The organism is Thermodesulfobacterium thermophilum DSM 1276 (genome assembly GCF_000421605.1).
Lineage (GTDB): Bacteria > Desulfobacterota > Thermodesulfobacteria > Thermodesulfobacteriales > Thermodesulfobacteriaceae > Thermodesulfobacterium > Thermodesulfobacterium thermophilum.
Genome location: NZ_ATXI01000011.1, coordinates 43,357 through 63,300 on the forward strand (window position 1 = coordinate 43,357; position 19,944 = coordinate 63,300).

Annotated in this window: 19 protein-coding genes and 3 pseudogenes; 14 read left to right on the forward strand and 8 right to left on the reverse strand. The window is 36.7% G+C overall.

Annotated features, from left to right (window positions below; genetic code table 11):
• Window positions 1-18 precede the first annotated feature (18 nt).
• Window positions 19-2,481 carry an ATP-dependent DNA helicase RecG gene (gene recG, locus H529_RS0106460; RefSeq protein WP_245540275.1) on the reverse strand — a complete coding sequence of 821 codons (2,463 nt, stop codon included), beginning with the start codon at window positions 2,479-2,481 and terminating at the stop codon, window positions 19-21.
• An 11-nt stretch (window positions 2,482-2,492) separates the two neighbouring features.
• On the reverse strand, window positions 2,493-3,359 hold the full coding sequence (locus H529_RS0106465; protein WP_022855712.1) for a glycosyltransferase family 2 protein: 867 nt from the start codon (window positions 3,357-3,359) through the stop codon (window positions 2,493-2,495).
• 220 nt (window positions 3,360-3,579) lie between these two features.
• Between H529_RS0106465 and H529_RS0106475 the strand changes: the two genes are divergently transcribed.
• The 6 genes and pseudogenes from H529_RS0106475 to H529_RS12175 all read left to right on the forward strand — a co-directional run bounded on the left by H529_RS0106475 (window position 3,580) and on the right by H529_RS12175 (window position 6,048).
• Window positions 3,580-3,879 (forward strand): hypothetical protein, encoded by a 300-nt coding sequence (locus H529_RS0106475; protein ID WP_022855714.1) that lies wholly within the window; start codon window positions 3,580-3,582, stop codon window positions 3,877-3,879.
• A gap of 72 nt (window positions 3,880-3,951) precedes the next feature.
• Window positions 3,952-4,377, forward strand: a complete 426-nt coding sequence (locus tag H529_RS0106480) for a histidine kinase dimerization/phospho-acceptor domain-containing protein (RefSeq protein ID WP_022855715.1) — start codon at window positions 3,952-3,954, stop codon at window positions 4,375-4,377.
• 26 nt (window positions 4,378-4,403) lie between these two features.
• Window positions 4,404-4,715: an ATP-binding protein gene (locus H529_RS0106485; RefSeq protein WP_022855716.1), complete on the forward strand. Its 312-nt coding sequence runs from the start codon at window positions 4,404-4,406 to the stop codon at window positions 4,713-4,715.
• Complete coding sequence (locus tag H529_RS11870) at window positions 4,685-4,828, forward strand: response regulator transcription factor (protein ID WP_211209645.1); 144 nt, start codon at window positions 4,685-4,687, stop codon at window positions 4,826-4,828. Before H529_RS0106485 ends, H529_RS11870 begins: the two co-directional genes overlap by 31 nt.
• 43 nt (window positions 4,829-4,871) lie before the next feature.
• Window positions 4,872-5,765: pseudogene (locus H529_RS12170) on the forward strand (sigma-54-dependent transcriptional regulator); the annotation flags it as partial.
• A gap of 199 nt (window positions 5,766-5,964) precedes the next feature.
• Window positions 5,965-6,048, forward strand: coding sequence for a helix-turn-helix domain-containing protein (locus H529_RS12175; protein ID WP_422821903.1), 84 nt, complete (start codon window positions 5,965-5,967; stop codon window positions 6,046-6,048).
• Window positions 6,049-6,084: 36 nt separating this feature from the next.
• Here the strand turns inward: H529_RS12175 and H529_RS0106495 are convergent, their stop codons facing one another.
• Window positions 6,085-6,441: a hypothetical protein gene (locus tag H529_RS0106495; protein ID WP_022855717.1), complete on the reverse strand. Its 357-nt coding sequence runs from the start codon at window positions 6,439-6,441 to the stop codon at window positions 6,085-6,087.
• A gap of 195 nt (window positions 6,442-6,636) precedes the next feature.
• Window positions 6,637-7,977 (reverse strand): tRNA (N6-isopentenyl adenosine(37)-C2)-methylthiotransferase MiaB, encoded by a 1,341-nt coding sequence (gene miaB, locus H529_RS0106500; protein ID WP_022855718.1) that lies wholly within the window; start codon window positions 7,975-7,977, stop codon window positions 6,637-6,639.
• Between the two features lie 59 nt (window positions 7,978-8,036).
• On the opposite strand from miaB, the gene H529_RS0106505 reads away from it, so the two are divergent.
• The 4 genes from H529_RS0106505 to H529_RS10425 are packed head-to-tail and all read left to right on the forward strand — an operon-like array spanning window position 8,037 to window position 11,607.
• Window positions 8,037-8,771, forward strand: coding sequence for a creatininase family protein (locus H529_RS0106505; RefSeq protein ID WP_022855719.1), 735 nt, complete (start codon window positions 8,037-8,039; stop codon window positions 8,769-8,771).
• A complete protein-coding gene (gene rtcA / locus H529_RS0106510; RefSeq protein WP_022855720.1) occupies window positions 8,759-9,814 on the forward strand; it encodes an RNA 3'-terminal phosphate cyclase in 1,056 nt (351 codons plus the stop codon). Before H529_RS0106505 ends, rtcA begins: the two co-directional genes overlap by 13 nt.
• On the forward strand, window positions 9,792-10,955 hold the full coding sequence (locus tag H529_RS10420; RefSeq protein ID WP_022855721.1) for an RNA ligase: 1,164 nt from the start codon (window positions 9,792-9,794) through the stop codon (window positions 10,953-10,955). Before rtcA ends, H529_RS10420 begins: the two co-directional genes overlap by 23 nt.
• Window positions 10,930-11,607 (forward strand): precorrin-2 dehydrogenase/sirohydrochlorin ferrochelatase family protein, encoded by a 678-nt coding sequence (locus tag H529_RS10425; RefSeq protein ID WP_022855722.1) that lies wholly within the window; start codon window positions 10,930-10,932, stop codon window positions 11,605-11,607. The genes H529_RS10420 and H529_RS10425 overlap by 26 nt, the downstream gene beginning before the upstream one ends.
• Here H529_RS10425 and H529_RS10430 read toward each other — a convergent pair.
• Both H529_RS10430 and lon read right to left on the reverse strand, forming a co-directional pair.
• Window positions 11,576-12,157, reverse strand: coding sequence for an NUDIX hydrolase (locus tag H529_RS10430; protein ID WP_022855723.1), 582 nt, complete (start codon window positions 12,155-12,157; stop codon window positions 11,576-11,578). The two genes, H529_RS10425 and H529_RS10430, sit on opposite strands and share 32 nt — an antisense overlap.
• A 75-nt stretch (window positions 12,158-12,232) precedes the next feature.
• A complete protein-coding gene (gene lon / locus H529_RS0106530; RefSeq protein WP_022855724.1) occupies window positions 12,233-14,599 on the reverse strand; it encodes an endopeptidase La in 2,367 nt (788 codons plus the stop codon).
• A 148-nt stretch (window positions 14,600-14,747) separates the two neighbouring features.
• Between lon and H529_RS0106535 the strand changes: the two genes are divergently transcribed.
• The 3 genes from H529_RS0106535 to groL all read left to right on the forward strand — a co-directional run bounded on the left by H529_RS0106535 (window position 14,748) and on the right by groL (window position 18,357).
• Window positions 14,748-16,295 (forward strand): bifunctional aminoglycoside phosphotransferase/ATP-binding protein, encoded by a 1,548-nt coding sequence (locus H529_RS0106535; RefSeq protein ID WP_022855725.1) that lies wholly within the window; start codon window positions 14,748-14,750, stop codon window positions 16,293-16,295.
• A gap of 101 nt (window positions 16,296-16,396) precedes the next feature.
• Window positions 16,397-16,687 (forward strand): co-chaperone GroES, encoded by a 291-nt coding sequence (gene groES / locus H529_RS0106540; RefSeq protein ID WP_022855726.1) that lies wholly within the window; start codon window positions 16,397-16,399, stop codon window positions 16,685-16,687.
• Between the two features lie 50 nt (window positions 16,688-16,737).
• Window positions 16,738-18,357 (forward strand): chaperonin GroEL, encoded by a 1,620-nt coding sequence (gene groL / locus H529_RS0106545; protein WP_022855727.1) that lies wholly within the window; start codon window positions 16,738-16,740, stop codon window positions 18,355-18,357.
• 63 nt (window positions 18,358-18,420) lie between these two features.
• On the opposite strand, the gene H529_RS0106550 is transcribed toward groL, so the two are convergent.
• Window positions 18,421-18,624 carry a rubredoxin gene (locus tag H529_RS0106550; protein WP_022855728.1) on the reverse strand — a complete coding sequence of 68 codons (204 nt, stop codon included), beginning with the start codon at window positions 18,622-18,624 and terminating at the stop codon, window positions 18,421-18,423.
• A gap of 218 nt (window positions 18,625-18,842) precedes the next feature.
• Here H529_RS0106550 and H529_RS0106555 point away from each other — a divergent pair.
• Window positions 18,843-19,799: pseudogene (locus tag H529_RS0106555) on the forward strand (response regulator); the annotation flags it as partial.
• Window positions 19,800-19,815: 16 nt separating this feature from the next.
• Here the strand turns inward: H529_RS0106555 and H529_RS12180 are convergent.
• Window positions 19,816-19,944: pseudogene (locus H529_RS12180) on the reverse strand (IS256 family transposase); the annotation flags it as partial.

A 19,944-nucleotide genomic window follows, 5' to 3' on the forward strand; every position in this document is an offset into this window, starting at 1 on the left:
TCCTTGTTTTATTAAAATTTAGGCTATTTCTGAAAGTTTTAATCTTTCCTCCCATCTTCTGGTTAGTTCTTCTTTAAGAATAGGATGTTTACTAAGGTCTGGGTCTTTTTCTATCAAAGAAAAGGCATCTTCCCTTGCCCACAAAAGGATTGGGTAGTCCTTTACTAAGTCAGCTTTTTTAAATTCAAGATATCCCGATTGTTTTGTCCCTAAGAAGTCTCCAGGGCCTCTGAGTTTTAAGTCTTCTTCTGCTATTTTAAACCCGTCGTTTGTTTGACATAGTATCTGCAAGCGTCTGTAAGCCTCGCTTTCCATAGATATCTTATAAGCTATCAAAAAACAATAAGACTGCGCCTCTCCCCTTCCAACCCTTCCTCTTAGCTGATGAAGTTGAGACAAACCGAACCTTTCAGCATGTTCTATTATCATAACTGTAGCATTGGGGACGTCTACACCGACTTCTACCACCGTGGTAGAAACTAAGATGTCTATTTCTTTGCGCTTAAACTGATGCATGATTTTTTCTTTTTCCAAAGAACTCATCTTTCCGTGTAAAATCCCTACTTTAAACTCTGGAAAAAACTTTGTTTGTAACTCTTCACCGTAGGTGGTTACTGCCTTAAGGTCGAGTTTTTCTGATTCTTCTATCAGAGGAAGGATTACATAAGCTTGATGTCCTTTCTTTAATTCTTCTTTAACTGCTGCATAGGCTTTGTGTTTGTTATATTCTATGAAAAGTTTGGTAATGATAGGTTTTCTGCCTTTAGGCATTTCGTCTATTATCGAAAGGTCTAAATCTCCGTAGATGGTAAGCCCAAGGGTTCTGGGGATAGGGGTGGCTGTCATAACCAAGGTATCTGGGGTTATACCTTTAGCCTTTTCTCTTAAGGCTGCCCTTTGTAAAACACCAAAACGATGTTGTTCGTCTATGATAACCAGTCCCAGTCTTTTAAACTCTACTCTTTCTTGAAAAAGGGCATGGGTTCCTATCACAAAATCTATAAACCCAGTAGCCAATCCATAATAAATTTCTCTTTTTTTAGCAGGAGGGACCCCTCCAGAAAGAAGGGCTACGTTTACTCCCATGAGCTGGGCATAACGTCTAAAGTTATGGTAATGTTGCTCAGCAAGGATTTCAGTAGGAGCCATCATCGCTACCTGATATCCGTTTTCTATCGCAGTGAGTGCAGCAATAAAGGCTACAACCGTTTTTCCACACCCTACATCTCCTTGTACTAACCGGTTCATAGGCACTGGACTGGCCATGTCTTTTTTGATTTCTTCTAACACCCTTTTTTGAGCTGAGGTAAGCTCAAAAGGAAGTTTGGCTAAAAAGGCTTTTACTTTTTCTCCGTCAGTTCTAAAAGATATTCCCTGTTCTTTTTTGACTTTACTTTTTTTCAAAGCCAAGGCTAATTCTAAGAAGAAAAATTCATCATAAGCCAAGCTCTTGTGATAGACGCTTTCCTCTTTTTTAAGCAAAGAAAGGTCTTTTTCATCCTCTGGAAAATGCAAATTTTTTATGGCTAAGTTTAATGGCAAAAGCCTTCTTTTTTTTAAGAATTCGCGTGGAATAAAATTTTCTAAAAAATCTGCATAATCTTCTACCGCATTTTTGATGATCTTTCTTAGTTGCCTTTCACTCAAACCTTCAACCGCAGAGTAAACAGGTACAATCTTTCCTAACTCTAACTCGAGCTTATCCTCTTCTCCCTCTGGTATTATTTCAGGATGGACCATCTCAAAAACCCTACCGAATTTACCTACCTCCCCTATGGCATAAACTCTTTTGCCCGATTGTAAAAGGTTTCTCAAAAAAAAGTCCTTAAAGTTAAACCACCGAAGGAGGAGAAATCCAGTGCCATCAGTAAGCTGGGCTTCAAAGACCTTTCTTCTTGAGGTATAAACAATTCCACTTTTGATGACTTCACCAAAAACCACCGCCTTTTGTCCTTCTTTTAAATTTAAATTAGAAATAGGGATTAAATGTCTTCGGTCTTCATAATCCCTTGGCAGGAAAAACAATAGGTCTTCGATCGTATGAATGTCTTTTTTAGCAAACTTTTTGGCAATCTTAGGCCCTACCCCTTTTAAAAACTGAACAGGTTTTTTAAGTTCCTCTTTAGCTTGTCTGTATTCTTCTAAAGAAAAAGTCGGTTCTTGATAAACCTCCTGGTTTATCGGTTCTTCTGGAGGTTCTTCAACCTCAGAAGTTCCTTCTTTATTAATCCCTAAAGCAATACACAAATCAAACAACGCCTTTATTTTTTCCTTTTTTTCGTCTAAAGCTGCCTGATCTAAACCATAACAAAGTTCTAAAAATTTTTCTCGATAAGGTTCAAATTCTTGGGGAAGGTTTTCTATAAATTTTAAAAGTGTTTTTTCTAAATATTTTATTTTGTGTAGATTTTGAAAATTATTTTTATAGGCAAACTCTAAGGGTTTAGTAAACTTTACCAACCAATCTTTTTTGCTAAACATTTTTTCTTCTTTCATGGTTTAGGCAAAGGTTTCAAAGGACTAATTACAGATTCTTTAAAGGTTTCTTCAAAAAGTTTTTTCAACTTAAAAGCTTGATAAAGGTTGCCGTGTTTTAAAGCTCCTTTATAAAAAATGTTAAACTTATTTTTAGCCTCTCCAAATAGTATCAATTTCTGTTCTAAACTTAATTCCTTTTGGTAGTTTTTAAAGAGCTTTATAAGGGCTAAAGTTCTATAATAATCAAGCCCTTTGGTAGCAGAAAGCTGATCTTCTCTTCCGCCGCTTTTGATTACTAAAGGTTTAGGTATCAATCCTACAGGGTTTTTTATCGCAACCCTTAACCAAAATTCGTAGTCTTCGCATACCCAAAATTCTTCGTCAAACACCCCAATTTCTTCAAAAAGTTTTCTTTTTATCAAAACCGTAGACATAGAAACAACGCACAACTTAACAGCCCTTTCAAAAAACCAGCCTTCGGCTTTTTTATGAATCTTTTTTGGGTTAAGTCTTTTTTCTCCTTTGTACCAGATCTCATCTGTTTGAACGATTTTATAAGAAGGGTATTTTTCAAAAAAAGTTAACTGTTCTTCAAGTTTGGTAGGGGTAAACACATCGTCGCTGTCTAAAAAGGCGATGTAACGCCCTTTGGCATGAAAAAGCCCCCTATTTCTGGCATGAGCTACCCCTTTTCTTGGCTTTTTTACATAGACTACAGGGTATGGGGTAATAAGTTTAGGGGTTAGGTCTGTGGACCCGTCGTCTACTACGATGATTTCTAAGTCTTTAAAGGTTTGGTTAAGTACACTTTTGATAGCCTTAAACAGGATGTAAGCTCGATTGTAAGTAGGGATGATTACGCTTACTACAGGGTTTTTCATCAGATAAAATTATACCCTCATTTTATGAGATTGACAGAGTTGTGGTATATTAGAAAGTTGTTATGGAAAAATTAAACCAAATTTTTAAACAGATAAGTTTTAAATCTACCTTAATTCTATGGGGGGTTGTAGCTTTAGCTGTAGTTACCTTGTTTTTAAGTGCGATTTTTTTTATAAAAATTCAAAGCTTTTAGCCCAGAAAGCCCTTGAGGACCAAGCTATGATGATAGCTATCACCCTTCAGGGAGTTATGACTTATGCCAACCTTGATGAGATCAACTACAACACCTTTTTAAACATCATTTTAAGCCAAAATTGGGAAAACTTAGAATTTATCATGCTTTATGACGAAGACGGAGACATTATCCTTCATTCTAACCCAGAACTGATAGGCTATAAAATAGACCCTGAAGAATTAATAGAGTTAAAGAGGCACAAACTACCCTATTATCGTTTTTATTCAGACCAAGAAGAACCTTATAAACAGATTTTTCTGGCAGATTTTAACTTTTATACTTAAAAATATAACCTTTATCTTAGGGTGGGGCTAAACATAAATACCTTTTCGTTTATCGTAAAAAGGGCTCAGTTTTTGTTTTTCTTAAAAATGTTGGCCTGCTTAGGGCTTTTAACAGCAGGTGGGATAGGTACCAAGTTTCTCATCCGTTATGAACGTATGGAACTTAAGATGAAGCAATTAGAAAGTATTTCTACCATGGCGAAGATTTTATCTCACGAGATCAGAAATCCCTTAGGAAGTATCAAAGGCTTTTCTCAGTATTTGGCAGAAAAGATAACAGAAAGAGATTATAAAAGGTATTTAGGAATTATTTTTAACGAGGCTTTAAGGATAGAAAGGTTAACAGATGAGTTGATTTTTTATGTTAATCCTGTCAAGATAGAACCTAAGCAGTTTGACTTAAGAGAACTGGTAGAAGAGGTTTGGTTAAGTTTTAAAGATAAGTATCCTCAAGTAGACGTAACTTTTTTATTAAAGGAGAGGATTTTAGTATCATAACTGATCCTGACAAATTAAAAGAAATAGTGGTAAACTTAATTCAAAATGCCTTTGATGCTGTGTTAGAAACCAACCAGGAGAAAAAAGAGATAAAAGTAGAAATAGAAGACAAAGGAGAAACCCTGAGGTTAGGGGTAATAGACAACGGGATAGGTATGGATGAAGAGACTTTGAAAAAAGCGTTTACTCCTTTTTTTACTACCAAACCTAAAGGATCAGGCTTAGGTTTGGCAATAGTAGAAAAGCTATGTGAGGCCATGAAGATTAAGATTAAAGTTCAAACCAAACCAGGAGAAGGAACAGCCATATGGTTAGAAATGCCAAGATTTTTATCTTAGAAGACGACCTTTCTTTTGCCACCCTTTTAGAGGTGTTGCTAAAAGAGGGAGGTTATCAGGTAGAAACCTGTGAAGACCCTGAGTTAGCTTTTAAAAAGGTGTTTGATTTTTGATTTTAACCCAGACCTTATCATTACAGACCTTAAACTTCCTAAGATGAGTGGAATAGATTTTATCAAAAAGGTAAAACCTGCCTTACCTAATACTTTATTTTTAGTAATAACCGCCTATGCTACTGTAAGTTCTGCGGTAGAGGCCATGAAAAAGGGGGCTGTAGATTATATTACCAAACCTCTTTCCAGTCCTGAAGACTTTTTAAGTTTAGTTCAAAACATCTTAGCTAAAAAACCCAAGGAAGATTCTGAGGAAGAAACCCAAGAAGAACTTCCTCCTTTAGAAATCTTATTTTTAGGGATGGAGGAAGTTTACGATAAAGTAGTAAAAGTAGCCCCTACAGACACTACTGTGATTTTATACGGTGAGACAGGTACAGGAAAGTCGTTGATAGCTAAGGTCATCCATCGTCTTAGCCGAAGGCCAGGTAAATTTGTAGAGGTTAATTGTGCAGCCATCCCTGAAACGTTAATAGAAGCCGAACTATTTGGGTATGAAAAGGGTGCTTTTACAGGGGCCTTAAAGAGTAAACCCGGAAAGATAGAGTTAGCCAAAGATGGAACGTTATTCTTAGACGAAATTTCAGAGATGAACCTTACCGTACAGGCAAAATTTTTAAGTGTATTACAAAATAAAACCTTTGAAAGATTAGGAAGTTTAACCTCTATAAAGACTAACGTCAGGTTTATTACGGCAACCAACCGGGACCTTATTAAGTTGGTTAAAGAAGGTAAGTTTAGGGAGGATTTATTTTTTAGGATTAATGTATTTCCTATAGAGGTAAAACCCTTGAGAGAAAGAAAGCAAGCTATATTAAAGATAGCGGAGTTTATCATCCATAGGTTAGCTAAAAAGTTACAGCGAGACCTCTTACCTTTAAGTTCAAATTCTAAGGAATTTTTGTTAAAATATCCCTTTCCAGGTAACGTAAGAGAACTTGAAAACTTGTTAGAAAGGGCTTTCCTGATGTCAGAAGGCAAAGAGATTGAGGTAGATTTGGGATACCAAAAGTCCCTCCCTTTTTATACAGAAAGTAAACCTTCAGAAAAATCAGGCTTTTTATCTGAAGAAGTAGTAGACCTTAGATCCTTGGAAAAAAATGCCATCATAGAAGCCTTAAAAAAGACCCAAGGGAATAAAAAAAGAGGCGGCAAAACTTTTAGGGATTTCTCTGAGGACCCTTTATTATAAACTAAAGGAATACAACATTAAGTTTTAAGGTTTGTAACCACTCTGATAGTAAAAAGAGAAATTTTTACCATCCACATAGTTTTCTGAAGTTTAACCCTTTCCTCGGACCATAAGGAAGTCCTTTTCCATAAGCCTTTTTTTGGATATCAACCCTGATTTTTTGAATTTCTATTTCCTTTTGCTGTATAGCCTCCCAATTAGGTGGAGTTTGTGCCCACAAGACACGCACTTCAGAAGAAAGCTGCAGTTGTTTTTGCCAGAGAGGCTGTATTTCTTGACAAAACTCTTTAACCTTGGTTGGGTTTAGATTAGGAGGATAGTATTTACCTCCTACCGTCGTTTCCTTTTTCCCAAAGCCTATATCTGTAAATACTAAACTCAAAAAACTAAGTATTATCAAGCCTTTCGCTATACCTCTCATTTATAAAACCTCTTTTCTCAAAGTTTTAAAGAATAGTCAGTAAACACTTTCATATAACTTTTGGCAAAAAACATACCGTTTTTATAATAGCTCTACCAAACGTTATACAAAAATGCATAAACTAAAAAATAGACTTAAGTTTGTAAATATTGCAATTTTTGTATAAATTGCAATATTTAATATAATTTATTTAGTTTATTTTAGAGTTTTAAGATAGCTTCCTTTTAAAGAGTGTTTTCCTGCTTCTTCTATCAGAACTTTGACCAAACTACCTTTTAGGTCAAGCCTTGGAGAGGAAAAATTCACTATTACGTTGGTGGTGGTGCGTCCCATAAGTTGAGTTTTCGATTTTGAGCTAAAACCTTCAACCAACACTTCCATTTCTTTACCTACGTATTGTTGATAGATTTCTTGGGTAATGGTGTTTTGTAGCTCCTGAACTAATTTTAGTCTTCTTTCTTTTTCTTCTTCAGGAATTTTGTCCTCGAAGTTTTTAGCTGTGGTAAACGGACGATCTGAGTACTTAAAGGAAAAAATTTCATGATACCTTACGGTTTTTAGCATCTCTAAAGTTTCTTCAAAATCCTCCTCGGTTTCTCCCGGAAATCCTACGATGATATCGGTGGTGATGGCTATGTCAGGAATTAGCTCCCTAAGTTTTGCTACTTTTTCTAAATATTCTTCTTTAGTATATTTACGGTTCATTCGTTTTAATATTCTGTTTGAACCAGCCTGAAGAGGGAGATGGATATGATGACATATTTTGGGATTTTCAGCCATAGTTCTTATTAGTTTCTCTGAAAGGTCTTTAGGATGACTGGTAGTAAACCTTATCCTCCATAAGTCTTCTATGGCTGCAATTTGGTTCAAGAGTTCTGGAAAATCAGGATAACCTTTTTCCTTTAGCCCATAGGAGTTTACGTTTTGTCCTAAAAGGGTAACCTCCCTTACCCCTAATTCTACCAATCTCTTTATCTCTTCTATGATTTCTTCTGGAGGTCTACTTGTTTCTCTTCCTCTGACATAAGGAACGATACAATAAGAACAAAAATTATCACATCCTTGCATTATCGTGACAAAAGCAGTAACCTTTTCGGTGTTTTTAGATAAAGTCTCCTCAGGAAGCACTAAAGGTGGTTTAAACTCGTTAGTTAATTCGGTTAACACAATAGGTTTAGGATCCTTTTGAAGTTTAGTTATAACCTCCTTTATTTGATAAAAACTTTGGGTTCCTAACACGAAATCTACATAGGGAAGTTTTTTAATCAGGTTTTCTCCTTCTTGTTGGGCAACACATCCCATAATACCTATGAGGAGATGTTTTTTTTTCTTTTTTAAGGGTTTATACCTCCCTACCTCACTATAGACTTTGTGTTGAGGTTTTTCCCTTACAGAACAGGTATTTACTATGATAAGGTCTGCTTCTTCAGGGTTATCGGTAGGAACATACTCTTCTTTTAAAAGAATGAGTACCTTTTCTGAATCGTTTTCATTCATTTGACAACCAAAAGTTTTTATATAAACCCTTTTCTTCATAGCAAATTTTAATTATAATTCAAATAATCAAAATATCGATAGTTCCAAGAGGTTAAATTATGTTAGTAGAGGAGATTACTTCTTTAGAATTTGAAGAGGCTAAAAAACAAGTAAAGACCGTTATTTTCCCTGTAGGTTCTGTTGAGGCTCATGGTCCTCATTTACCTTTAGCTACAGACCTTTATACTATCTATGAGGTCTGTAAAAAGGTAGCCGAGAAAAAAAAGGTTCTTATAGCCCCACCGATTTATTATGGTCTTTGTAGAAGTACGAGCACCCTTGCTGGGACGATAAGTATTACCGGAGAGATATTAAAAAAATTGATGCTAAACCTTTTTCATCAGTTTTATCTTTGTGGTTTTAAAAATTTTATGGTTCTTTCTGGACATGCAGGAGGTACCCACAACGCCTATCTGGTAGACGCAGCTGAATCTTTTATATCGTTAGTTCCTTATTGTAATTTTTTTGTAGCCGACATTTTTCAGCTACTTAGGCCTTGTTTAAAAGATATGGGTATTCCTGAGGAGGATTCTCATGCAGGAGAATGGGAAACCTCCCTTATGCTTTACCTAAAACCAGATTTGGTAAAAGACGGGGGATTTGAAGATTATCCTAAATTTCCTAAGTTTAGGGTGGTGTTTGAGAAAGAAAAATACTGGAGTACTGGAATATGGGGTAACCCAAGCAAGGCATCCTTTGAAAAAGGCAAAAAGATGGTGGAGTGGTTGGTAGAGTTTTTGATAAGTGAAATCGAAAAGATGGAAAAAGAGCTTGATGAAAAATGCTTGTTATAGATGGTGCTTACGGTGAAGGTGGTGGTCAGGTTTTACGCACCTCTTTATCGCTTTCGGTAGTCACCGGTAAACCTTTTAAAATTTTTAACCTTAGAGCTAAAAGACCTAAACCAGGTCTTCAGCCTCAGCATTTAGCCTGTGTTAAAGCATTAGCCTATCTTTCAGAGGCAGAGGTAAAAGGGGATGAGTTAGGTTCTCAAGAGATAGTTTTTATTCCCAAAAAACTTCCAGAAAAGTTGCACTATTCCTTTGATATAGGAACTGCAGGCTCAACCTTGCTTCTTTTCCAGACAGTTGTGTATCCTCTGAGTTTAAGTGAAGGTGGAGAGGTGGTGATCAAAGGAGGTACCCATGTTCCTTTTAGCCCCTGTTATCACTATGTAAAAGAAGTCTTTTTACCAATGGCCAAACTTTTTGGTCTGGAGGTAGACCTTCATCTTGAAGCCTATGGGTTTTATCCTGCAGGTGGGGGGAAGATAAGAGCTTTCATTAAACCCTGGAAAGAGTTTTTTCTGCCGACTTTACCAGAGTGTTTTATTCCTGAAAACCTCACCGTTTATAGTGTATCATCTGAAAGACTTCCTGCACATATCGTAGAAAGGCAACTAAAAGGTGTATTGTCAGAGTTACCAAACTGTGAGAACCTTATAGTCTATAAAGAAAGAGTGAAGTCTAAATCTGACGGAACTTTTGTTTTCTTAAAATCTTTAGATAAGGAAAAGGTCCTATATGCTGGATTTACCGAGCTGGGGAAACGTGGCTATCCAGCAGAGGAGATAGGGAAAAAGGTAACAAGAGAATGGAAAAATTTTCTAAGCACTAAATCTCAGTTTGAAGAACATCTGGCAGACCAGGTCTTGATACCTATAAGTTTAGCCCTTTTAAAACTGCGGTCTGCTAAATTTTTTGGTTTTTCTGTTGCTAAAGTAACCAAACATCTTCTTACTCAAGCCTGGTTGATCCCTAAATTTTTGCCTGAGTTAAAAATTACCATCGAAGACAAAGAAGGAGAGAAGGGATATGTTAGTCTTTACCGAGAATGAAAAAGAAGTAAGGGAGTATTTTCAACACTGCTGGAAGAAAAATCCAGATTTAAAAAGGTATCCCTTAGAAGAATGGGAAAAAGGTTTACAAACAGGGAAGATTCTCTTTTTTACCTGGAAAGATAAAGGCTTTTTTAGGCTAAACAAGGATTTTAAAAGTTTTCCCATGGGAACGTTTTTTAACGACCAGGTTTTGGTAAGAGGTTACCCTCAGATTCCCAGGGTTTATGTATTAAAAACTGGATTGGTAAGATATATGACTTCTCCTTTTTATGCTGAAGAAAAGGTAGAAGGGTATAACGTAAGACTTTTTAAAGTAGGAGATGAAATCTTAGGTTTTACCCGAAGAGGATTCATCTGTCCTTTTGCTACCGATCGATGGGAGGATTTTTTACCTAATCTTCCTGAGTTTTTTGAGAAACATCCAAATTTAGTGGTTTGTGCTGAAGTAGCCGGACCAGAGAATCCTTTTGTTAGTGAATATCCTGCTTATATCACAGAGGATGTAAACTACTTTGTTTTTGATTTTATGAAAACAGGTGTAGGAGGATTTTTGTCTCAGTCAGAAAAGTTGAATCTCCTTGAAACCTATGGTTTTAACGCCCCTGAAATCTATGGGCCTTTTGACCCGGTAAAGGATTATGAAAACATAAGAGAACTTTTAAGGCGTTACCACCAAGAAAAAAGAGAAGGGGTAGTTTTTAAGTCCGAAGATGGGAAATATAGGATTAAATACGTGACTCCATTTTCTAATCTTGAGGACTTAAGGGTAGTCTTTCCTTATTTGGGAGAGGTAGACCCTCATTTTATTTACCTAAGATTGATAAGGCTTGCTCTGAACCTTTATGAATTTGAAGAATTTAAAGAAGAGGTTTATAATAAACTACCTGTAAATCTTTTTGAAGAAGTTTTAAGTTTTTTTGAAAAAAATCAGGTGGTAAGCGAAACCTTTAGGGTAAGGTTTAAAAAGGAGAGTAGTTATCTGGCTATGCTTGCACATTTTAGGGCAGCAAAGATAAACATCGAGGTTAAACAGGTAGTAAAAGAAAAAGGCTATTTAAAAGTGGAATTTGTAAAACTATACCCTAAGGCTACTCAGTTTTGGAGGTCTAAACTTGAAGGATGGGGAGAGGTTGACTAACGTCTATTTTCCGGTTTTTTTAAACTTAGAAGGGAAGCTTTGTGTGGTTATAGGAGGAGGAAAAGTTGGTGAAAGAAAGGTTTTGTCTTTGCTTCAGGCTAAAGCTTTCGTTAAGTTGATTTCTCCTGAAGCTACTCCAGTTTTACAAAAGTTAGCTGAAGAAGGTCAGATAATCTGGGAAAAAAGGATTTATCAGACAGGAGACCTTGAAGGAGCCTGGTTGGTGGTTGCTGCAACCAACGACCCTTCTACCCAAAGGTCTATATATGACGAAGCCAACGCAAAAAGGGTATTTTGTAACATGGTAGATGTTCCTGAATTTTGCAGTTTTATCGTGCCTTCTGTGGTAAAAAGAGGAAGTTTAACCATAGCCATCTCTACTTCTGGGGCAAGCCCTGCGGTAGCAAGAAGGATAAGAGAAAGTTTAGAAATGCAGTTTGGCCCAGAATATGAAATATACTTAAAGCTTATGGAGAACTTAAGAAAACAAATCCTTGAGTTAAACCTTTCTCCAACAGAAAAGGAGGTAAAACTTCATCGGCTTGCGATGGCCCCTATACCCCAATATATAAGAGATAGAGATTTAGACCTGTTAAAAAATATCATCGAAAAAGAAGGTCTTATCTTCCCTTCAGAGCTTTTTGAGTCATAACCTTCCAATAAAGTTGCCACAACAACCTAAAAGAAAAGGTAAAATCTTCTGGGTTTTTCTGTACCCATTTATCTACTTTTTCTAAGGGAAAAAAACCGCCTGTTTCTATTTCTAAAGGGTTGGGCTTAGGTGTTTTACTGGTAGTTCCCGTAAAAAGGACTAAACAGTCTATGTCGTTGTTCAAGTCTTTTGGGGCGATACGAAGTACTTCCTCTAATTTTGTTCTTATAGAGAGCTCTTCTTTTAACTCTCTTTGAGCAGTGGTTAAAAAACTTTCTCCTACCAAAACATGTCCTGAAGCCGAGGAAGTCCACAAGCCAGGGTTTTCCTCAACCAACTTAGATTTTTTTTGAAGATAGATTTCCCCTTCCTTGTTAAACAAAAAAATATGGACTGTTTTATGAAAATAGCCTTTTTGATGGATTTCTTCTCGCTTTAGGATGGTGATGGGGTTGCAGTTTTCATCAACCGCTTCCAATAGTTCTCGTTTGCGACTTTCAGGAGTTTCTTTAACCTTCCTTCCTTTTTTATTGTTGAAATTTTTATTCATTTTATAATATATACCTTTGTAACTATAATTAGAGATAAATATTACAGAAAAATAAAAAAAATAAAGGGCTTGGGATTAATTTTTGATAACTAATTTTATAACTTCGTCAAGGTGTGAGACCAAGATAAAGTTTATTTTTTCTCTCAGTTCCTTGGGTATATCTTCCAAGTCCTTTGAATTTCTATCAGGGATAAGGACGTTTTTAACTCCTTTTCTTAAGGCAGCAAGACTTTTTTCTTTTATCCCCCCTACAGGAAGCACTTTACCCCTAAGGGTGACTTCTCCGGTCATCGCATAATCTTTGGAAATAGCCTTTTTGGTTAAGGCAGATACCATCGCTACTGCTATGGTAATCCCAGCACTTGGTCCATCCTTAGGTATGGCCCCAGACGGCACGTGGACGTGGATGTCATACTTTGAATAAAACTTAGGGTCAATCCCCAACTCTTTATACTTAGAACGAATATAGGATAGAGCTGCCTGGGCGCTTTCCTTCATCACCTCTCCTAAATGCCCTGTTAGGATGAGGTTTCCTTTTCCTGGCATAACTACCGCCTCTACGTAGAGCACCTCTCCACCATTAGGTGTCCAGGCAAGGCCAGTAGCTACTCCTATTTCGTCTTCTTCTTGTTTAAGCTCCTCTATGTATTCAGGAGGACCTAAAAATTCTACTAAATTTTCCTCTGTAACCTTAAAAGCTCCCTTTTCTCCTTCGGCGAGCTTTCTGGCTACCTTTCTACAGATAGCCGCAAGCTTTCTTTCTAACTCACGTACCCCTGATTCGTAAGTATATTCTTCGATAACCTTTAGAATAACCTCGTCAGAGATTTTAAGAATGTTCTTTTTCAGCCCGTGTTCTTTTAAAAGCTTAGGCAAGATGTGTCTTTTGGCAATTTCTAATTTTTCTTGATAGGTATATCCTGAAAGGTAGATTACCTCCATTCTGTCTAAAAGTACCCGTGGTATAGGTTCTGTCATGTTGGCTGTGGCTATAAAGAGAACCTTAGAGAGGTCAAAGGGAACGTCTAAATAGTGGTCTACAAAGTCTTTGTTTTGTTCTGGGTCAAGAACCTCTAAAAGAGCTGCTGCAGGGTCTCCGTGAAAATCACTACACAGCTTGTCTATTTCATCAAGTAAAAACACCGGGTTGTTTACCCCAGCTTGTTTTATTCCTTGAATGATCCTTCCTGGCAAAGCTCCTACATAGGTTCTTCTATGGCCCCTTATTTCAGCTTCATCCCTTACCCCACCTAAGGCTACTCTCACAAACTTTCTACCTAAGGCTTCAGCAATGGATCTTCCAAGACTTGTTTTACCAACCCCAGGAGGTCCTACAAAACAAAGGATGGCACCCTTGGCCTTAGGATTGATTTTTTTGACTGCTAAGAACTCAATTATTCTGTCTTTTACCTTCTCTAAATCATAGTGGTCTTTGTCCAACACTTTTTTAACATGTTTGAGGTCTAAGTTGTCTCGAGTAGACTTGTTCCAAGGAAGATCTATCAACCATTCGAGGTAATTTCTTATTACCGCCGCCTCAGAAGAGTCAGGATGCATGTATTCTAATCGCTTAAGTTGCTTTAACGCCTCCTTTTCTACCTCCTTAGGCATTTTGGCTTTTTTAATCTTTTTCTTTAAATCCTCAATCTCGTCTTCAACATCCTCAAATTCTCCCAACTCCCTTTTTATAGCCCTTAGTTGTTCTCTTAAGAAATATTCCCTTTGAGACCTCCCAATCTCTTCTTGGGCTTGGGCTTGAATTTTGTTTTGAAGGGTGGTAATTTCTATTTCTTGTAGGAGTATTTCAGATATTTTCTTAAGCCTTTCTACCCCATCTAAGGTTTCTAAAAGGTCTTGGGCAGTTTTAACCTTTAATTTAAGATAAACTGTGATTAGGTCTGCGAGCCTTCCTGGTTCTTCTATAGAATGAATAACCGTTGAAATTTCTGGATTTAAAATCCCTTTTAACACCAATAATTTTTCTGTGTTTTCCTTTACCGTGCGTATTAAAGCCTCTATTTCAGGGGTTATGATTTCCGGTTCCTTTTCTTTACAGGGCTCTATTTTTACCTTAAAACAGGGCTCAGTTTCTAAATATTCTTGGATTTCACATCTTGAAAGCACCTGCACCACTACTTTTAGTCGGTTTTCAGAGAGATTAAGGGTTTTAAGGATAAGCCCGATCGTCCCGATTTTATAAAGGTCTTCTGGCTTGGGATTTTCTATTCGAGAGTTTTTCTGGGTAGAAAGAACGATTAGTTTATCTTTATTTAAAGCTTCCTCTACTGCCTTTAGAGATTTGGTCCTTCCTACAAAAAGAGGAATTACCATCGAAGGGAAAAGGACGATGTCCCTTATAGCCATTAAGGGTAAAATTTCAGGAACGTCTATGATCTCCCCTTCTGAAATCTCTGCAAAATTGACCTCTAATCCTTCCTTCATACTGCTCCCTTTCTAAAAGTTTTTAATATTGTTAAATGTAAAACCTTATCTTGATTATTTCAAGATAATAAAGGAAAAAACGTAAAAGCACTGTAAAGATTTTTTCTAAAAACTTGCCAAAATCGTGGTAGCCGTTAAAATACCTTTTATGGAACCAAAGGCCTGGGACCGGTTGATAGATGTCTATTCTTTCCCGTATCCTACTCAAACTTTAAGGGTGGTTCAAACTCATATATCCTATGTTTTTATCACAGACCTGTTCGTTTATAAGATCAAAAAACCAGTTAATTTTGGTTTTTTAGACTATACCACCTTAGAAAAGAGAAAACATTTTTGTGAACGAGAGGTGATGCTGAACCGAAGGCTATCTCCTGAAATATACTTAGGGGTTGTGCCTGTAGTGAAAACTTCTAAAGGATATAAGTTTGAGGCTGAAGGAGAGATAGTAGAATATGCCGTAAAGATGAAGAAACTTCCTGAAGAAGGGATGATGTTGAAGCTTTTAAAAGAAAAGAAAGTAACTGAAGCTCATATAGACTCTATAGTTTCAGTGTTGGTTCCTTTCTATCAAAAGGCAGAAACCGGAGAAAAGGTAAACCCTTACGGAAGTATAAAGGTTATCAGTTTTAACACCGAGGAAAATTTTCTTCAAACCAAAGAGTTTGTTGGATTAGCTTTAGCCAAATACAAATACGAACATATCATAGGATTTACACGCAGGTTCTTAGAAGAAAATCAAGCCCTTTTTCAAGAAAGGATAGATAAGGGATTTATCAGAGACGGACACGGAGATCTATATTCAGCTAACATCTGTTTTGAGAATGTAAACAAAGTTTATATCTTTGATTGTATAGAGTTCAACGAAAGATTTAGGTGTGGTGATGTGTGCTCAGACATAGCTTTTTTGGCTATGGACTTAGATTTTTATAGAGAAAGAAGTCTATCTGAGTATTTTATAGCTCAGTATGTTTCTCAGAGCCAAGACCAGGGGATCAACAAACTTTTGAATTTTTATAAATGTTATCGGGCTTATGTTAGGGGTAAGATAGGATGTTTTACCTATGCCTCAACCGAACAAACAAGTCCTGAAAAACAAGGATTTTTAGAACAAGCCAGAAGGTATTTTGACCTTGCTTATCACTATGCAGGGGGAATTCCTAAGCTAATAGTATTTATGGGGCTTTCAGGTACTGGTAAAAGCTTTCTTTCGCAAAACCTTATGTCTAAGCTCCCTGCGGTTTACCTTTCTTCAGACATAACCAGAAAACGTCTTTTGTCTTTGCCAGAATCTAAGCATTATTATGCAGAGTTTGAAAAGGGTATTTATACCCCAGAGATTACTGAAAAAACTTACAAGAAAATGATAGAGATGGCTAAGGAAGAGCTTAGTTATGGGAGAGATGTAATAATTGATGCTACGTTTAGAGATAAAAAATACAGAAGCTGGTTGCTTGAGGGGATAAAAGAGGTTAAGGCGGAGGTTTTTTGGGTGTGGTGTACCGCTGAAGATAATGTAGTTAGGGAAAGGTTATTTAAGAGAAAAGAAAATACCTGTTCTGATGCTTTGTGGGATATTTATCTTGCTCAAAAAGATAAGTTTGAACCCCCAAAGGAATGTTCTCCTTTGTTGGTTTTAGACACAACCTATCCTGTAGAAACCCTTATGAAAAGTCTTGTTGAATTTTTAAAAATTTAATCTTGACTACCTTGTCTTTTAAAATCGAATGATTATTTTTTTTTCGTAATTTAATTCTTAGGGTTTAAAAATCAAAAAATCTTTAAGGAGGAGGTGGCAGTATGAAGATCAGACCTTTACATGATCGCATTTTAGTTCAACGCATCGAAGAAGAACAGAGGACTGAATCTGGAATCATCATCCCAGATACAGCAAAGGAAAAACCTATCATGGGTAAAGTGATTGCTGTAGGCGATGGTAGGGTTTTAGAAAACGGTCAAAAACAGCCTTTAACCGTCAAAGAAGGAGATAAAGTCCTTTTCAGTAAATATGCTGGAACTGAAATCAAGATCAAAGGTGAAGAATATCTTATCATGAGAGAAGATGACGTCTTAGCTATCCTTGAAGACTAAGTAAGGCTAAGTCCTAAAATATAATAAAAATACCGAAAGGAGGGGAAGTTATGGCTGCAAAGGAAATCATTTATGGGGCTAATACGAGGGACAAAATCTTAAAAGGAGTTAACAAATTAGCTGACGCTGTAAAGGTTACCCTTGGTCCCAAAGGAAGAAACGTAATCTTGGAAAGGTCCTTTGGTTCTCCTTTGATTACCAAGGATGGCGTAACCGTAGCCAAAGAGATAGAGTTAGAAGATAAGTTTGAAAACATGGGCGCCCAGATGGTAAAAGAGGTGGCGTCTAAAACCAACGATGTTGCTGGAGATGGAACCACTACAGCTACCTTACTTGCTCAGGCTATCTTTCAAGAGGGTATCAAACTTGTGGCAGCTGGTATCAACCCCATGGCTATCAAACGTGGTATTGACAAGGCAGTAGATATCGTAGTCAAAGAGCTTGAAAGAATAGCTCAGCCTTGCAAATCTCGTCAGGAAATCGCTCAAGTAGCTACCATTTCTGCTAACAACGATGTGGCTATCGGAAACCTTATAGCTGATGCCATGGATAAGGTAGGAAAAGAAGGGGTTATTACTGTAGAAGAGTCTAAGGGACTTGAAACTTATCTTGAAGTAGTTGAAGGTATGCAGTTTGATAGAGGATATATTTCTCCTTACTTTGTGACTGACCCAGAAAAGATGGAATGTGTTTTAGAAGATCCATACATTTTGGTTTATGATAAAAAAATCAGCTCTATGAAAGACCTTTTACCTGTGCTTGAACAGGTAGCCAGGTCTGGTAAACCTATTTTAATTATCTCTGAGGATGTAGAAGGTGAAGCTTTGGCTACTTTGGTGGTAAACAAACTTAGAGGAGTTCTCCAGTGCTGCGCTGTAAAGGCTCCTGGCTTTGGTGAGAGAAGAAAAGCCATGCTTCAGGATATCGCCATCTTAACAGGTGGTACTTTTGTATCTGAAGAGCTTGGTATGAAACTTGAAAACGTTCAGCTTAAAGACCTTGGAAGGGCAAGAAGAGTGGTGGTAACCAAAGAACATACCACCATCATCGATGGGGCTGGAAAGAAGGAAGACATCGAAGCTCGTATCAAACAGATCCGTGCTCAGATCGAAGAAACCACCTCTGATTATGACCGTGAGAAACTTCAGGAGAGGTTGGCTAAACTTGTAGGTGGAGTTGCAGTAATTTATGTTGGAGCTGCTACTGAAACTGAGATGAAAGAAAAGAAAGCCAGGGTTGAAGACGCCCTTAATGCTACCAAAGCAGCGGTGGAAGAAGGTATCGTCCCTGGTGGTGGAATTGCTTATATCAGGTGCTTACCAGCTTTAGAAGCTGTTAAGTTTGAGGGTGATGAACAGTATGGTGTAGAAATCATCAAAAAAGCTTTAGAAGCTCCTTTACGTCAGATTGCTTTTAACGCCGGTTTTGAAGGTTCTATCATCGTAGAAAAAGTAAAAGAAGGAAAAGATGGTTTCGGGTTTGATGCTGCTACCGGCGAGTTTAAAGATTTGATAGCTGCTGGAATTATCGACCCGAAGAAAGTAAGCCGTTGTGCCCTTCAGAATGCCGCTTCTGTGGCTGGGTTGTTGTTAACTACCGAGGCTATGGTAGCCGAAAAACCTAAAAAAGAAGAAAAAATGCCTGCCATGCCCGGAGGAGGAGAATTTTAACCTCTGATTGAGTCTTTAGCCCCTGGGGGATCCCCAGGGGCTTTTTTTATTATTTTCCTTTATTTATTTTTCTTCTACAAGGTCCTTAAGTCTCTTAAAATTTTTTTTAGCGTTTCCACAGTTAGGACAAGTCCAGGTTTCAGGAAGGGCCTCAAAAGGGGTGTTTGGAGGGATGTGTTGGTGTTTATCCCCTTTTGAGGGAAGATAGATATAACCACAGTTGTTTAAAGTACAAACCCAAGCGTTTTTTAAATCTTTGGTGATCATGGCCTCACCTCATTTTGTAAATGTTTCTAATAATAAATTATTAACCAAAAATTTTGAAACGGTCAATAAAATTGGTAAAAATTTATCACTCGTTTATAAATTTTATTATAAAATTTTTTTTAGAATAAAACTTATAAACTTAGTTTTTTATGTTGTCAAAAACTTAAAAATTATTAGAATAAAATTCAAATAAGACTAAAAGGAGCAAAAGCATGATGATGAGAAAGATTTTGGTAATACTTCCTGTAACATTTTTAAGAAAATTGGTGGAAGATATACTAAAAAATTACTTTCACGATATTTCTTTAGTAGCTACAGTCAAAGAAGCTTTGAGTTTGATAAAAGCTGGTCAAATTCCTGATTTGATAATTTCCTCATATATTTTAGAGGATGGAGATGTTTTTGATCTGTTAGAAGCACTTGAAAAAGAGCAAAAAATCCAAAAAGTTCCGGTTTTATTGTTAACTTCAGAAGAGGACCCAGAGTTGATAGAGAGGGCTTTAAAAAAAGGTGTATTAGAGGTTATCCTGAAAAAGGATATACCTAAAAAACTTCCTAAGGTTTTAAAACATTTTGTCAGGATTATAGAACTACAAAAGTTAGAAGGTACTATTATTTATGTAGAAGATGCAAATTTGTATGTAAAATTTTTAACACAGATTTTAGACGAAACTAAATTAAAAGTTTTCTCTTTTCAAACCGTAGAAGAAGCTTTAAAGTTTTTTGAACAAAACGATATAGACCTTGTGATAGCCGACTATGTTTTAGGTGGAGGAGATTCAGGGTTAGATTTAGTTAGAAGTATAAGAGAACATCCAGAAAAAGGAGATGTTCCTATCATAGTGCTTACCGGATATGATACACCTGCAAGAAGGATAGAGCTTTTTAAAGCAGGTGCAGATGATTACATCCCTAAGCCCCCTTTAAAAGAAGAAATTTTAATCAAGGTTTTTAATTATCTCACTAAAAAGAAAGTTTTAGATCGTTTGAAAGAAAAGATAAGAGAATTAGAAAGTCTCTACATAAAAGATCCGTTGACCGGTCTTTACAACCGCAACGTGATTGAAGATTTTTTGCTAAAAGAATTTGAAAGGGCCAAGAGATATAACTACGACATAGGTTTTATAATGGCTGATTTAGATAGATTTAAAGAGATAAACGACAAGTTTGGACATCTGACCGGGACACTTGTCAAGAGAATTGTGTCTCCTTATAAAATCTCTTCACAAACATTTGCCTCAATTCGTATAAAGCAGACTTAATTAAAGGAAGTGGTTTTTGCCATCTCGTTTTCTGAATCCGACTTACTGTTATGTATAT